Here is a 14,871-nt window from a genome sequence, read left to right as displayed (position 1 = left end):
CTTAGCTCTTGAGGCGACGATCCCGCGCAGCAAGCAGCTTCAAACGCAGGGCATTCAACTGGATAAAGCCTGCGGCATCCGTTTGATCATAGGCCCCCGCATCCTCTTCAAAGGTCACATGGGCCTCGGAATAGAGCGAATGATCAGACCAGCGGCCAACGGTGCGCGCAAGACCCTTGTACAGCTTGAGACGCACGGTGCCGGTCACATGGGTTTGGCTCGCGTCAATCGCGGCTTGCAACATGGTGCGTTCGGGGCTGAACCAGAAACCGTTGTAGATCAGCTCAGCATAGCGCGGCATCAACTCATCCTTGAGATGCATGGCCCCGCGATCCAGCGTGATCGATTCGATACCGCGATGCGCCTCCAGCAAAAGCGTGCCGCCGGGTGTTTCGTAGATACCGCGCGATTTCATCCCGACAAAACGCCCCTCAACAAGGTCGAGACGCCCGCAGCCGTGTTTGCCGCCGATCTCATTCAGCTTGGTCAGGATCGTGGCGGGGGACATCGCCTCACCATTGATGCTGACCGCGTCGCCTTTCTCGAAACCGATCTCGATATACTCGGGCGTGTCAGGCGCGTCCTCGGGGTTGACGGTCCGCTGATAGACATAGTCTGGCGCATCCACAGCCGGGTTTTCGAGAACCTTGCCTTCGGAGGAGGTGTGCAACAGGTTGGCATCGACGGAAAACGGTGCCTCGCCACGCTTGTCCTTGGCAATTGGAATTTGATTTTTCTCTGCAAAGTCAATCAGTTTGGTACGGCTGGACAGATCCCATTCGCGCCAGGGGGCGATGACCTTGATGTCCGGGTTCAGCGCATATGCAGCCAGTTCGAACCGCACCTGATCGTTGCCCTTGCCGGTTGCGCCATGGGCGATGGCATCCGCGCCGGTCTCTTCGGCGATTTCAACAAGACGTTTGGAAATAAGCGGGCGCGCGATCGACGTGCCCAGCAGGTACAGCCCCTCGTAAACCGCATTGGCGCGGAACATCGGAAAGACGAAATCGCGCACGAATTCTTCGCGCACGTCTTCGATATAGATGTCGGAGGCGCCCATCATCTCGGCCTTGGCGCGGGCGGGTTCAAGCTCTTCACCCTGTCCCAGATCGGCGGTGAAGGTCACGACCTCGCAGCCGTATTCCGTTTGCAGCCACTTGAGGATGATGGAGGTATCAAGACCACCTGAATAGGCGAGCACAACTTTTTTTGGCGCGGACATGAAGATCTTCCTTTTCGATTTGCCACGCGGCCTACCGGGTTTTGAAGGCGCGGGCAAGAATGAAGCCTGCGTTGACCTGAGCGGGGGCGCGGCGTATCGACAGTGGATTGCATAAAGAGGCCCAAGATGACCCCTTCGTTCCGCCAAAGCGCCGATGCTGCGACCCTTGCCATGCGCGATGTCTTTCCCGCGACACCCTTGATGCGCAATGATCTGCTGAGCGCGAAGTATGACGCTGACATCTGGCTCAAGCGCGAGGACCTCAGCCCGGTCAGGTCGTACAAGCTGCGCGGGGCTTTCAATGCGATGCGCAAGGTGATTCCGGCGCGTGATGTTTTTGTCTGCGCCAGCGCGGGCAATCACGCGCAGGGCGTCGCTTTCATGTGCAAGCATTTCGGGGTGCATGGTGTGGTCTTCATGCCCGTTACCACGCCCGCGCAAAAGGTGATGAAGACAAAGGTCTTTGGCGGAGAGTTTGTCGAAGTCCGGATGGTGGGCGATTATTTCGACCAGACATTGTCGCAGGCGCAGGCATTTTGCGCAGAGGCGCATGCGCATTTTCTGTCGCCTTTCGACGATGAAGACGTGATCGAGGGGCAGGCCTCGGTCGCGGCGGAAATCCTCGACCAACTTGGCCATGCCCCGGATCGTATCGTTCTGCCCGTGGGCGGTGGCGGGTTGTCTGCCGGGACGCGCAGCTATTTTCGCGATGACACGCAGTATACGTTCGTTGAACCGTCAGGTGCCAAAAGCCTTGCCGCCGCGATAAGCGAGGGCGCACCCGTAGACGTGTCGCCCATCAACAGTTTCGTGGACGGCGCTGCGGTTGCCAAGATCGGCGCGCGCACATTCGCGCGGCTCAAAGACGTTGCGCCGGCTGATATCATCGACCTGTCCGAAGATCGCATTTGCGGCACGATTGTCGAGATGCTGAACATCGAAGGCATCGTTCTGGAACCGGCAGGTGCGCTTGCGGTCGAAGCGCTTGCGGAAATCCCGCAGGCGATCAAGGGCAAGACGATTGTCTGTATCGCTTCCGGGGGCAATTTCGATTTCGAACGTTTGCCGGAAGTGAAAGAGCGCGCGCAGCGTTACGCGGGTTTGAAAAAGTATTTCATACTGCGTTTGCCGCAACGTCCCGGTGCGCTCAAGGATTTTTTGCAGACGCTGGGCGCGCAAGACAACATTACGCGTTTTGAGTATATGAAAAAATCCGCGCGCAATTTCGGCTCTGTTCTGATCGGTATCGAAACGGATGACCCGCATAATTTCTTTGATATGTTTCAGCGCATTGACGATGCCGGATTTACCTATACCGACATTACCAATGATGAGACCCTTGCACAGTTCGTGATCTAGGGTGCGTGATGGCGTTTACTGGTCAAACAGTGGTTGTAACCGGGGGCCTGAGCGGGATCGGTGCCGCGCTGGTCCGACAGTTTGAAGCGCTGGGCGCGCGGGTTTGCGTGTTCGACATCGTCGATGTGCCCGCGTCCGGGGCAAGTATCACCGCTTATGTAAAATGTGACGTCAGCGTTCAACAGGACCTGAGAGACGCCATTCAAAAGGTGGAACGTGAGGTTGGGGCGATTGATATCTTTGTGTCCAACGCAGGTGTCATGAGCGCTGGGCCGCCTTTGGGGGACGGTGATGACTGGGCGCGGTGTTTGTCTGTGAACCTGATGGCGCATGTCTATGCCGCGCGTGTTCTCATCCCGTTGATGGCTGCGCGGGGCGGTGGCTACCTTGTGACTGTTGCCTCTGCGGCGGGTCTGTTGAACCAGATCGGGGACGCGGCATACTCTGCAAGCAAACACGCAGCGGTCAGCTTTGCGGAATCGATCGCAATCACCCATGCTGAAGATAATATCGGGGTATCACTGGTCTGCCCGCAGTATGTTGCGACGCCTCTGCTTGGTTTAACGGCTGCGGATATCGAGGGGCAATCGTTGCTGACGGCGGATCAGGTCGCGGATCGCGTGCTGCATGCCGTTAAGGCACGGCAGTTTCTTGTATTGCCTCATCCAGAGGTGCGCACATATGCACTGGCTCGTGCGGAAGACCACGACCGCTGGGTGTCGGGCATGCGAAAGTTGCGCGCGCGCTCGATCAAGGAATATGGTGATGCGCTGCCACGAAGGTTCTACAGGCTCGTTTAACACGCGAATTTAGTGGGCAAGTCGTTTAGGAACGAACTGCGGGAAGACTGATAGCTGTTTTGCAACTCCTCCACATCAACACTGGCGGCGGGATCCTGCGCCAGCGCCGCTTCGCCGGTTTGGCACAGATCGGAAAACGCGCGAAACCCGAGGCTGAGTGCGCTTCCTTTCAGGAAATGCAGTTTTTCCGACAGTCCATCCTGAACGGGCTGCGCCGCCAGAGTTTCAATTTCCTCGTCCACTTCCTGCAGGAAGAGTTCGACAACTTCATCGAAGTCTTCCGCGCCCACTTCTTCGCGCAATGCGGCAACCCGGTCCCAGTCGATCATCGTGTCATCCTAATCAAGGTTGCGGGTTGATGACGCAGAAATCCTAAATCCGCGTTTAGAAGGTGACTGTTTTGCCTCCAATTTTAGCATTCACCCCACCTTAAGGGTCAGCGGATAACTGTGGGCGGTAATCCAAGAAATGGTGTGCAAATGTCCGCTTCGCCTTCCGCTGCTCCTTCCCGAACGCCCCAAAAAGGTGACGTTGAAAAACGGCTCATTCTGGTGGTGGATGACAGTCGGCTGCAGCGGAAAATCCTGTCCAGTTCGTTGGTGCGCTGGGGGTATGAGGTGATCGAAGCGGCTTCAGGCGAGGAGGCATTGGATATCTGTATCGCGCAACGGCCTGAACTGGTCATCAGCGATTGGGTGATGCCGATGATGGATGGCATTCAATTTTGCAAAGAATTCAGGGAGTTGACCTCTGACAGCTACGGCTACTTCATTCTACTCACGTCAAAAAGTGAAAAGAACGACGTTGCCGAAGGGTTGGACGCCGGCGCGGATGACTTTCTGACCAAACCCGTGAATGGGAATGAGCTGCGCGCGCGGATCACCGCGGGGGAGCGCATTCTTAAAATGCAACTGGAATTGACACAAAAGAACCGTGTCATCGGCGACACGTTGAAAGAGCTTCAACGCCTTTATGATTCGCTGGACAATGATTTGATTGAGGCGAACAAACTTCAGGAATCACTTATTCCGGAACGGTTCAAGCAAATCGGGGACAGCCATTTGTCCCTTTTGCTCAGGTCCAGCGGACATGTGGGCGGTGATCTTGTGGGTCATTACCCCGCCGGGGACGGGCATCTGGGGCTCTATTCTCTGGACGTTTCAGGGCATGGAATCAGCTCGGCACTGATGACGGCGCGATTGGCCGGGTATTTGTCAGGCAGTGCGCCGGATCAAAACATCGCGCTGGAAAAGGGGGAGGACGGCTCCTACCGGTCGCGCCCCTTGTTCGAGGCCATCGAGACTTTGAACGAGATGGTGCTCGATGAAATGGAAACTGAGCATTATTTCACGCTGATGCTGGCCGATATCAATCTCAGGACGGGCGAGGTTTTGATTGCGCAGGCTGGACACCCGCATCCTGTCATTCAGCGGAAATCAGGTGAAATTACGCAGAAAGGCACCGGCGGTTTTCCGGTTGGCTTGATGTCGGGCGTTACCTTTGAACAGTTCGAAACCAAGCTGGAACCGGGTGACCGATTGATGATCTTTTCTGATGGCGTGACGGAATGCCCGAACGCTGCGGGCGAGATGTTGGGTGAAGAGGGGCTCGAAACCTTCCTGCGCGACCTGCATCATGTAACAGGCCCCGCCTTGTTTGAAACGCTCATGTGGAAGCTGGGTGAATTTGCCGGAACCTCGGATTTTCCCGACGATGTGTCCGGAATCCTGTTTGAGTTTCAGCCTGACCCCATCGAGATGTAGCGCGACAAAAACAACCTGTCACCGTCGTTGCCCAAGGCATCAATCGCTTGGTCCGCCGGCAACAGCAGCGTTTCGTGATCTTCTTCAATCGGATCGGCGATCTGCAAAACGGGTTTGGCAACATAGATATGGCAGATTTTTTCAGCCCAGAGGTCATATTCCGGCATATAGGTGAACCGGCGAAAAACGCCCATCTTTCGAGGGTTTGCAATGCGCCAGCCGATTTCCTCCAGCACTTCGCGATGCAGGGCCTGCAAAGGTTGTTCACCGGGATCAATACCACCACCGGGCAGCTGGACATCCAGCCTGTCGGCGACTTGCAGCGTCAGCAAAAATCGCGCTTCATGGGGTAGAATGGCATAGGCACCAGGCCGCGCGGTGTAGCGACGCTTTGCTTCCGGCGCATGGCCGACCCGCGGTATCATTCTGGCTTCTCCTCTTTTCATCAGGGTTGAGGCCCTTATATGGACGCGGTATGCCAATCGCCTGGCCATAAGGAAACCCCAATGACACTTGGACATAAGATCGCGTGGGACGACACTGTTCTGCCCTTCCAGCTTGATGCAAGCGATATCCGCGGACGGGTCGCCCGTCTGGATGGTGCGCTGGATGGCATTCTCAAGCAGCATAATTACCCCGCGCATGTCGAAGCGCTGGTGGCGGAAATGGCCTTGCTGACCGCTTTGATCGGGCAAACGGTCAAACTCCGCTGGAAGCTGCAATTGCAGGTGCAATCCAAAGGACCCGTCCGGATGATCACGACCGATTATTATGGACCCGAAGACACCGGCGGCCCAGCGCGTATCCGCGCCTATGCCAGCTATGATGAAACCCGGCTGACCGATGGCGCGCCCTTTGATCAGGTCGGTGAGGGATATTTCGCCATCATGATCGATCAGGGTCAGGGAATGAAGCCTTATCAAGGTATTACGCCGATTGCGGGCGACTCTCTCGCGGCTTGTGCGGAGGCTTATTTCGCGCAGTCTGAACAGTTGCCGACGCGCTTTTCGCTCAGCTTTGGCCGCTCGACGGAGCCGCAGGTCGATGAACACTGGCGCGGTGGTGGTATCATGCTACAGCATATGCCCAAAGCGTCGCCGTTTGTTGCGCAAGGCGATGGCAGTGGAGATGTGCTGCAACCTTCTGACCTTGTGGAAGGGGATGAGAAAGAGAACTGGAACCGCGTGAATATCCTGCTCGATACGGTCGAGGAAATGGAACTGATCGGCCCGAAGCTCAGCCCGAGTGATCTGCTGCTGCGGTTGTTTCACGAAGAAGTACCACGGGTCTATGACGCGCAAGTGGTGCGGTTTGGCTGTTCCTGTTCCGAGGATCGCGTACGCCAAAGCCTGTCCATCTATTCCGCGCGCGACATTGAAACGATGACAACGGATGAGGGTCGGGTGACGGCGGACTGTCAGTTTTGCGGCGCGCATTACGACCTTGACCCGAAAACGGTCGGGTTTGAAGCCGAAGGTGAACAGGCGGGTGACTGATCTGGCGCGAATCAGGCATGCTCTTACGCGCCCGGGCAGACCGTCGTCTGATTTTGACCTGAACAAGGATGTTGTACTGCCGCCCGCGCGTAAACTGCGCCCCGCTGGCGTACTGGCGGCGGTTTTCGAAGCCCGCAAAGGTCTGCATCTGATCCTGACGAAGCGGTCTTCGGGGCTCAAGCACCACCCCGGCCAGATCGCCTTTCCGGGTGGTAAACAGGATGAAGGGGATCGCGACGTGACCGCCGCCGCGTTGCGCGAAGCCCATGAAGAGATCGGTCTGCAAGCGTCAAATGTCGAAATTCTGGGCACATTGCCCGCGCATGAAACAGTTACGGGTTTCGTGGTGACGCCGGTGATCGGTTATGTGCGCAAGCCGTTTGAATATCGTCCCGAACCGGGTGAGGTGGACGAGGTTTTCACCGTGCCGCTCAGCCATGTGCTGAACAAGGACAACTTCGCAATCGAGGGCCGGATGTGGCGGGGCCAGCGGCGGTCTTATTTCGCGGTGCCGTTCGGGCCCTATTACATCTGGGGCGCAACTGCGCGTATGTTGCGGGCATGGAGCGATCAGATGTCATAAACCTGCCGGCCGACACGGCGTGGCTGCATGATGCGGATGCGCTGGCTGTCTGCGACGCCCTGTCGTGTGCGGGCGGCGCGGTTTATTTCGTGGGCGGCTGTGTGCGCGACGCGCTTTTGGGGATTGCGAGATCGGATGTTGATCTTGCAACCGACCAGACGCCCGAAAACGTGATGCGTCTGGCCGAAGCGGCAGGGCTCAGGGCGGTTCCCACGGGCCTGGATCATGGAACTGTGACCGTGGTCAGCGGCGGCACAGGGTTTGAGGTCACGACCTTTCGCAGGGACACGTCGACCGACGGGCGACATGCTGTCGTGTCCTTTTCAACCGATATCCGGGAAGACGCGCGTCGTCGCGATTTCACGATGAACGCGCTTTATGCAGCATCTGACGGGCGGCTTGTTGATCCGCTGAACGGGGTGCAGGACTGTCTGAACCGGCGGGTCAGATTTATCGAAGACCCGCAAAAACGGATCCGTGAAGACTATCTCAGAATTCTGCGGTTTTTCAGATTTCATGCGTGGTATGCGGACCCTGCTGCCGGGTTCGACCCGGATGCGTTGGATGCGATTGCGCAAAACACCGCTGGATTGGCGCAGCTTTCGGCTGAACGGATTGGCACGGAAATGATGAAGCTCTTGCGCGCGCCCGACCCGGCGCCTTCGGTGGCAGCAATGCGGCAGACCGGGTGTCTGGCACGGGTTTTGCCCGGCAGCGATGACCGGTTTTTGGCACCTGTTGTCCATCTTGAAGGCTCAATGGGTCATGGGCCTGATCCGGTGTTGCGGCTTTCTGCCTTGGGGGGTGATATGGCAGAGGACGTTCTGCGGCTCAGCCGGGCAGAGGCGCGAAAACTAAAACAACTGCAGGTGTTTGGCTTTGGTCCCATGTCGCTTGCCGAGATTACCTATCGTGAAAACGCGGATCTTGCGCGCGGTGCGGCGATCTTGCGCGCAGCTTTTGCCAGCCAGCCCGTGCCAGCCTCGGCACAGGATGAGATTTCCAAGGGCGCGCAGGCAGAATTTCCTATCAAGGCGTCGGATCTGATGCCGACCTATCAGGGCAAAGCGCTGGGTGACCGGGTGCGCCTGCTCGAACAGCAATGGATCGCATCGGGGTTTTCGCTGACGCGCGATGCGTTGCTCGCTTTGGAGTGAGGCACTCGACAACCGCCCCGATTGTCTGATACGCCTCTCACACGACAACGGAGGAATACGAAATGTATCGCGGGATCTGGGACAGCTGAGCTTGTCATAACCCTATCCTGCCGGATTTGCCGCAGCGGCGTCCGGGCATTTCGTGCACCTAAACCCCAAGGCCTCCGCCCATGTTCCGTTATTTCGAAAACCTTATCGATCCCTATGCTGATTATGTGGAAACCGATCAGCCGCCCGCAAAACTCTGGCCCTTTTTGTGGAGTTTCGCCGGGCAGTTCCGCAAACTCTTTATCGTAGCGGGGTTCATGTCGATCATCGTCGCCGGGATCGAGGTCGGGCTGATCTATTACATGGGCCGCGTCGTTGACCTGATGGAAGGCGATCCGGCGGTCTTCTGGGCGAGGCATGGGACGGAATTGATCCTTGTGTCCTTGTTCATCCTGTTTCTTCGTCCGGCGATACAGGCGCTGGACGTTCTGGTGTTGAACAATGCGATCCTGCCGAATTTCGGCTCCCTGATGCGGTGGCGCAATCACCGGCATGTGTTGCGGCAATCGGTTGGCTGGTTCGAAAATGATTTCGCGGGCCGGATTGCAAACCGGATGATGCAGGCGCCGTCCGCCGCAGGCGAGGTGGTGTTTCAGATCTTTGATGCGCTATCGTTTTCGCTGGCGTATTTTCTGGGTGCCGCCATCTTGCTCAGCACCGCTGATCCGCGGCTGTTGATCCCGCTGTTGTTGTGGTTCGTTCTCTACGCGGCATTGGTGCGCTGGACGGTGTTGCGCGTCGGTCCTGCGTCCGAGGCTGCGTCAAACGCCCGTTCCAAGCTGACGGGGCGGTTGGTGGATGCCTATACCAACATCCATTCGGTGAAGATGTTCGCCCATCACGAACGCGAAATCAACTATGCCCGCGAGGCGATCGAAGAGACCCGCGTCACGTTCCAGAAAGAGATGCGCGTTTTCACCAAGATGGATGTGGTTCTGGTCATGCTGAATGGTGTGCTGATCATCGGCGTCGTCGGTTGGGCGATGTTGCTGTGGGTACAGGGCACGGCCAGCGTCGGTGTGGTTGCCGCGGCCACGGCGCTGACGCTTCGGCTGAACGCCATGACCGGTTGGATCATGTGGGCATTGACCAGTTTTTTCCGCGAATTGGGTGTTGTCGCTGAAGGGATGCAGACCATCGCGCAGCCTGTGACGCTGACGGATGCAGCAGATGCCAAGCCATTGCGGCTGACCTCGGGCGAGATTTCGATCGAAGGGTTAAGCCACCACTACGGGCGCAGCAGCGGCGGTCTGGACAGGATTGATCTGACCATCCGCCGTGGTGAAAAAGTCGGGCTGATTGGCCGTTCAGGTGCGGGGAAGTCCACTTTGGTCAAATTGCTGTTGCGGTTTTACGATGCCGAAGCAGGCAGGATCACCATTGATGGGCAGGACATCAGCACGGTCCGGCAGGACAGTCTGCGGCTGGCCATCGGTATGGTGCAGCAGGATAGTTCGCTGTTGCATCGTTCCGTGCGCGACAACCTGATGTACGGCAGGGCCGGGGCCAGCGAAGAACAGATGATCGCGGCGGCCAAACAGGCACAGGCGCATGAGTTTATCCTCGACCTTGAGGACCCCGAAGGTCGGCGGGGGTATGATGCGCATGTCGGTGAGCGGGGCGTCAAACTGTCTGGGGGGCAACGCCAGCGTATCACGCTGGCGCGGGTCATTCTGAAAGATGCACCGATCCTGCTGTTGGATGAGGCGACCTCCGCATTGGACAGCGAGGTCGAAGCGGCCATTCAGGACACGCTCTATGGGATGATGGAGGGCAAGACCGTCATTGCGATTGCGCACCGTCTGTCCACCATCGCCAAGATGGACCGGATTTTGGTGATGGATAAGGGGCGAATTGTCGAAGATGGCAGCCACGACGCGCTTTTGTCCAAAGGCGGGCTATATGCAGATTTCTGGGCGCGCCAGTCGGGCGGATTTCTAAGTGTTGAGGAAAATCAATGAACATTGGAGGCTGGATAGACGCGTTTCGCCGGGCAGACGGATCCCCGCCGCAGTCGTTGGGCGCGTTCATGCTTTGGTGCCTCTCTGGATCATGGCCCGCCCTGTGCCTGGCCACGGTGCTCTCGGCCCTTGCCGGCGCTATGGAGGTGGGCACGGCCCTGATCCTCGGTTTGGTGATCGACGCCACGGCAGCCTCGACACCTGATGCGTTCTTTTCCGGTGACAACCTGCCCGTCGTGATTGGCGCCTTGGCTTTTTTCCTGCTGGCCCGCCCGGTGTTGTATGGCCTGTCATCGGCCACGAACTCCATCATCGTGATGCCGAACGTGAACCCGCTGGTTTTGTCGCGTTTGCATCGGTGGACGTTGGGCCAGACGGTCGGGTTTTTTGACAATGACTTTGCCGGGCGGATCGCGCAGAAACAGATGCAGGCGGCGCGGGCGGTTACGGATGTTGTGTCGGAACTGATCAACGTCGTGGCCTTTGCGTTGGCGGCGCTGATCGGTTCTGTTGCCTTGCTGTTTGCGATTGACTGGCGTGTGGCGCTCTGTTTTGCGGTTTGGCTGGTTGCGTATTTCGCGCTGATCAACTGGTTCCTGCCCCGTATTCGCGAGCGTTCGGCGCGGCGTGCCGGGGCGCGGGCCATGGTGTCCGGGCAGATCGTCGATACGATCACCAATATCAAGACGGTCAAGCTTTTTGCCCATGCCGAGTATGAAGACAAGGCCGCACTGGGCGCGATGCAGACCTTTCGTGAACGCGCGCTTGCCTTCGGCTATCTCTCGGCGGGGTTCCGTTTGGCGCTGATGTCCCTGGCCGGGCTTTTGCCCGTGTTGCTGATCGGCGGGACGATCCTGCTCTGGCAGGCAGGGCAGGCGACGCAGGGCGATATCGTTGCAGCGGGTGCTGTCGCGATCCGGATTGCGCAGATGACCGGTTGGGTCAGTTTCACACTGATGCAGATCTATTCCAACATCGGCGAGGTCGAGGATGGGATCAAAACGCTGACGCCGCGCGAACGTATCGAGGATAATGCCAGCGCGAAAACGCTGGATGTACCCGCAGGACAGATCAAACTGCAGGATGTGGGCTTTGCCTATGGGCGCGAAACGGGCGGCGTTCAGGGGATCAACCTGACCATTCATCCCGGCGAGAAAATAGGCATCGTCGGTGCATCCGGTGTGGGTAAATCCACGCTGGTGGCGCTTTTGTTGCGTCTTTACGATGCTGAGAAAGGCAGGATTACGATTGATGGCGCGGATGTCACGGAGGTGACACAGGAAAGCCTGCGCAGGAATATCGGGATGGTCACGCAGGAAACGGCCATGTTCAACCGCTCTGCCATGGATAATATCCTCTATGGGCGGCCCGATGCGACACGCGAAGAGGTGATTGCGGCGGCACAGAAGGCCGAAGCCGATGCATTTATCCAGACCCTTGAGGATCACCGCGGGCGCACGGGTTATGACGCGCATCTGGGCGAACGGGGCGTGAAACTCTCCGGCGGGCAACGCCAGCGGATCGCTCTGGCGCGCGCCATTCTCAAGGATGCCCCTATCCTTGTTCTGGATGAGGCGACAAGCGCGCTCGACAGTGAGGTCGAAGCCGCCATTCAATCCGCGCTGGAGCGGGTGATGGAGGGTAAAACCGTCCTTGCCATCGCGCACCGTCTGTCCACGCTGACCGAGATGGATCGGATCATCGTGATGAAAGACGGCCAAATCGTCGAAGATGGCCGTCACGAGGCATTGCTGGCACAGCAGGGTCTTTATGCGCAGTATTGGGAACGCCAGTCTGGCGGGTTTATTCGCACGCAAGCGGCGGAGTAGGGCTGGCCGTGGCGCCAAATCAAACGTAAAGCGATGCCATGACAGAACTTCTGATTTCGCGCTTGGGGCTTCATGGGGATGGGATCGCCGATGGCCCGGTCTATGTGCCGCGCGTCTTGCCCGGTGAAACGGTCGAGGGACGTGTTTCCGGGCAGGTGCTGCAGGATGTAAAAGTGATCCGCCCGTCGGATCGGCGTGTTTCTGCCCCTTGTGCGCATTACAAGTCCTGCGGTGGGTGCCAGTTGCAACATGCGGATGATGCATTCGTGGCGGATTGGAAGGTCGATGTCGTCCGTCAGGCGCTTGCCAACCACGGAATAGAGACTGTTTTTCTTCCGATCAGGACATCGCCCGCGAAATCGCGCCGCCGTGCTGGCTTTGCTGCGCGTCGCACGAAAAAGGGCGCGCTGGTCGGGTTTCACGGGCGTGCCTCTGACACGATCATCCCGGTTGAACGCTGCGAGATTCTGGACCCGGCCGTTTTGCAGGGCGCGCGCATCGCCGAGGAGTTGGCGCTTGCGGGCGCCATTCGGAAAACCGCATTGGCCGTCAGTGTGACGCTGACCAAATCCGGGCTGGATGTGGCCGCGTCAAAAGGAAAACCGCTGGACGGGCCACTGCGCCAGCGGCTTGCGGCGATCTGTGAGGCGCAGGTGATTGCCCGGTTGTCGTGGGATGATGAAGTCGTCGCCATGCGCACCCCACCGCAGTATGAATTTGACGGCATAGATGTCGCGCCACCGCCCGGCGCGTTTTTGCAGGCGACCGCTCACGGCGAGGCGGCCCTTTTGGCTGCCGTGCGCGACATCACGCAGGATGCAGGCAGGATCGTTGATCTGTTTGCCGGATGCGGCACCTTTGCACTGCCGCTCGCGCGTCGCTGCGAAGTGCATGCGGTTGAAGGTGACGGTGACATGACGGCCGCGCTGGATGCGGGGTGGCGTCATGCACAAGGATTGAAAAACGTCACCACCGAAACACGGGATTTGTTTCGCCGCCCCCTCGTGCCGATGGAGTTGACGAGGGTGGATGCGGTCGTGCTGGACCCACCGCGCGCCGGGGCCGAGGCGCAGGTCGTTGAACTGGCCGAGGCAGCCGTGCCGCGCCTTGCCTATGTTTCGTGCAACCCCGTGACATTCGCGCGCGACGCGGCTGTGTTATGTGCTGCCGGCTATGTGCTGGATTGGGTTCAGGTGGTGGATCAATTCCGCTGGTCGGCGCATGTAGAGCTTGCCGCGAGCTTTACCGCTGCACATATGCGGTAAGCGCATAAAGGAGAGCCCGATGGGTGTAAGAGAGCAACTTGATATCTGGCTGGACAATCGCTGGGTGACGAACCTTGTGATTGCCGTGATCATCTTCAACGCCATTCTTCTGGGGATGGAGACGTCGCCGCAGATCATGGCCGAGGCGGGCGATCTGATCATCATGCTGGACAAGGCCTGTCTGACCTTCTTCGTGGTTGAGATTTTCCTGAAACTGGTCGCACGCGGGCGGCGGTTTTTCAAAAGCGGCTGGAATATCTTTGACGTTCTGATTGTTGGTGCAGCGCTGGTGCCGGGATCGCAAACGATGTCGGTGCTGCGCGCCCTGCGTATCCTGCGGGTGCTGCGCGTGATCTCCGTCGCGCCCAGCCTGCGCCGTGTGGTTGAGGGTTTTGTGACGGCCCTGCCGGGCATGGGCAGTGTTTTCGTTCTGATGGCGATCATCTTTTACATCGGGTCGGTCATTTCAACGAAACTGTTCGCGGCCAGTTTCCCGCAATGGTTCGGGTCGCTGCCGCAAAGCGGATATACGCTGTTTCAGATCATGACGCTGGAAAGCTGGTCGATGGGAATCGTGCGCCCGGTGATGGAGGTTTATCCCTTTGCATGGATGTTTTTCATCCCCTTCATCATGATGACCACGTTCGCGGTTGTGAACCTGCTGGTGGGTTTGATCGTGAATTCCATGCAGGACGCGCACCAACAAGAGGCGGGCGAGCAAACGGACGCCTACCGGGATGAGGTTCTGTCCCGTCTGATTGCCATCGAAGAGAAACTCAAAGACAGGCCCCGGTCCTGACGTTTTTGTGACCTTGCTTAACGTCTTGGCCATGCTAGACGTGTAAAAAAGAGCAGAATGTCAGAACGACAAACAGGACAGCGAAAATGCGTCGACGAGAGTTAATGTTGGGGACAGCCGCGTTGATGTCCCTTGGGGCCTGTGCGACAGGGTCAAAGTTCAAACGCTATTCCGGGCCGGAAGTCACCTTTGTGGTGGTGAACAAAGGGGCGCGGCGGATGCATCTTTTGCACAATGAAACCGCGCTCAGAAGCTATGACATCCATCTGGGATTTGCGCCCGTCGGTCACAAACAGTTCGAAGGGGACGGCAAGACGCCGGAGGGACTGTATCGCATCGACCGGCGCAACCCGAACAGTGATTTCCATTTGTCGCTGGGCATTTCCTACCCGAATGTGAACGACTATGCGGCGGCCAAGGCGGTCGGGAAATCACCGGGCGGCGATATTTTCATCCATGGGCAGAAGTCGCCCTTCAGAAAGGATGAACCTGATTGGACATGGGGATGCATCGCGGTGACGAATCCTGAAATCGAAGAAATCTATGCGATGGTTCAGAATGATACACTGATCCAGCTGAACGCCTGAGG

The 14,871-nt window shown here is 58.1% G+C and carries 14 protein-coding genes; 11 read left to right on the top strand and 3 right to left on the bottom strand.

Annotation, left to right across the window (positions count from 1 at the left end; genetic code table 11):
• Position 1: 1 nt before the first annotated feature.
• A complete protein-coding gene (locus tag RD1_RS01945; RefSeq protein WP_011566755.1) occupies positions 2 to 1,222 on the bottom strand; it encodes an argininosuccinate synthase in 1,221 nt (406 codons plus the stop codon).
• A gap of 126 nt (positions 1,223 to 1,348) precedes the next feature.
• Here RD1_RS01945 and ilvA point away from each other — a divergent pair, with 126 nt between their 5' ends.
• Positions 1,349 to 2,581, top strand: a complete 1,233-nt coding sequence (gene ilvA, locus RD1_RS01940; protein ID WP_011566754.1) for a threonine ammonia-lyase IlvA — start codon at positions 1,349 to 1,351, stop codon at positions 2,579 to 2,581.
• An 8-nt stretch (positions 2,582 to 2,589) separates the two neighbouring features.
• Positions 2,590 to 3,381 (top strand): SDR family NAD(P)-dependent oxidoreductase, encoded by a 792-nt coding sequence (locus tag RD1_RS01935; protein ID WP_011566753.1) that lies wholly within the window; start codon positions 2,590 to 2,592, stop codon positions 3,379 to 3,381.
• On the opposite strand, the gene RD1_RS01930 is transcribed toward RD1_RS01935, so the two are convergent.
• Positions 3,378 to 3,710: an Hpt domain-containing protein gene (locus RD1_RS01930; protein WP_011566752.1), complete on the bottom strand. Its 333-nt coding sequence runs from the start codon at positions 3,708 to 3,710 to the stop codon at positions 3,378 to 3,380. The genes RD1_RS01935 and RD1_RS01930 overlap by 4 nt on opposite strands.
• Before the next feature lie 150 nt (positions 3,711 to 3,860).
• On the opposite strand from RD1_RS01930, the gene RD1_RS01925 reads away from it, so the two are divergent.
• Entirely contained in the window at positions 3,861 to 5,144 is a 1,284-nt protein-coding gene (locus RD1_RS01925; RefSeq protein ID WP_050759041.1) for a PP2C family protein-serine/threonine phosphatase, read from the top strand.
• Here RD1_RS01925 and RD1_RS01920 read toward each other — a convergent pair.
• Positions 5,120 to 5,569, bottom strand: coding sequence for an NUDIX hydrolase (locus tag RD1_RS01920; RefSeq protein WP_011566750.1), 450 nt, complete (start codon positions 5,567 to 5,569; stop codon positions 5,120 to 5,122). The genes RD1_RS01925 and RD1_RS01920 overlap by 25 nt on opposite strands.
• Before the next feature lie 81 nt (positions 5,570 to 5,650).
• On the opposite strand from RD1_RS01920, the gene RD1_RS01915 reads away from it, so the two are divergent.
• The 8 genes from RD1_RS01915 (at position 5,651) to RD1_RS01880 (ending at position 14,869) form a co-directional block, all read left to right on the top strand.
• Complete coding sequence (locus RD1_RS01915) at positions 5,651 to 6,640, top strand: Hsp33 family molecular chaperone HslO (protein ID WP_044032890.1); 990 nt, start codon at positions 5,651 to 5,653, stop codon at positions 6,638 to 6,640.
• The gene (locus tag RD1_RS01910; protein ID WP_011566748.1) at positions 6,633 to 7,223 is read left to right on the top strand and encodes a CoA pyrophosphatase; all 591 of its coding nucleotides are present in this window, start codon (positions 6,633 to 6,635) and stop codon (positions 7,221 to 7,223) included. Before RD1_RS01915 ends, RD1_RS01910 begins: the two co-directional genes overlap by 8 nt.
• Positions 7,202 to 8,380 (top strand): CCA tRNA nucleotidyltransferase, encoded by a 1,179-nt coding sequence (locus RD1_RS01905; RefSeq protein WP_011566747.1) that lies wholly within the window; start codon positions 7,202 to 7,204, stop codon positions 8,378 to 8,380. Before RD1_RS01910 ends, RD1_RS01905 begins: the two co-directional genes overlap by 22 nt.
• A 170-nt stretch (positions 8,381 to 8,550) precedes the next feature.
• Positions 8,551 to 10,389, top strand: a complete 1,839-nt coding sequence (locus RD1_RS01900) for an ABC transporter ATP-binding protein (RefSeq protein ID WP_011566746.1) — start codon at positions 8,551 to 8,553, stop codon at positions 10,387 to 10,389.
• The gene (locus RD1_RS01895) at positions 10,386 to 12,218 is read left to right on the top strand and encodes an ABC transporter ATP-binding protein (RefSeq protein WP_011566745.1); all 1,833 of its coding nucleotides are present in this window, start codon (positions 10,386 to 10,388) and stop codon (positions 12,216 to 12,218) included. The genes RD1_RS01900 and RD1_RS01895 overlap by 4 nt, the downstream gene beginning before the upstream one ends.
• 38 nt (positions 12,219 to 12,256) lie before the next feature.
• A complete protein-coding gene (locus tag RD1_RS01890) occupies positions 12,257 to 13,483 on the top strand; it encodes a class I SAM-dependent RNA methyltransferase (RefSeq protein ID WP_011566744.1) in 1,227 nt (408 codons plus the stop codon).
• Between the two features lie 19 nt (positions 13,484 to 13,502).
• Positions 13,503 to 14,282 carry an ion transporter gene (locus RD1_RS01885; protein ID WP_011566743.1) on the top strand — a complete coding sequence of 260 codons (780 nt, stop codon included), beginning with the start codon at positions 13,503 to 13,505 and terminating at the stop codon, positions 14,280 to 14,282.
• Positions 14,283 to 14,368: 86 nt separating this feature from the next.
• Positions 14,369 to 14,869, top strand: a complete 501-nt coding sequence (locus RD1_RS01880) for a L,D-transpeptidase family protein (protein ID WP_044032889.1) — start codon at positions 14,369 to 14,371, stop codon at positions 14,867 to 14,869.
• The last annotated feature ends 2 nt before the right edge of the window (positions 14,870 to 14,871 follow it).

This window comes from Roseobacter denitrificans OCh 114 (genome assembly GCF_000014045.1).
Lineage (GTDB): Bacteria > Pseudomonadota > Alphaproteobacteria > Rhodobacterales > Rhodobacteraceae > Roseobacter > Roseobacter denitrificans.
This window is presented reverse-complemented; position numbering and strand designations above follow the sequence as displayed.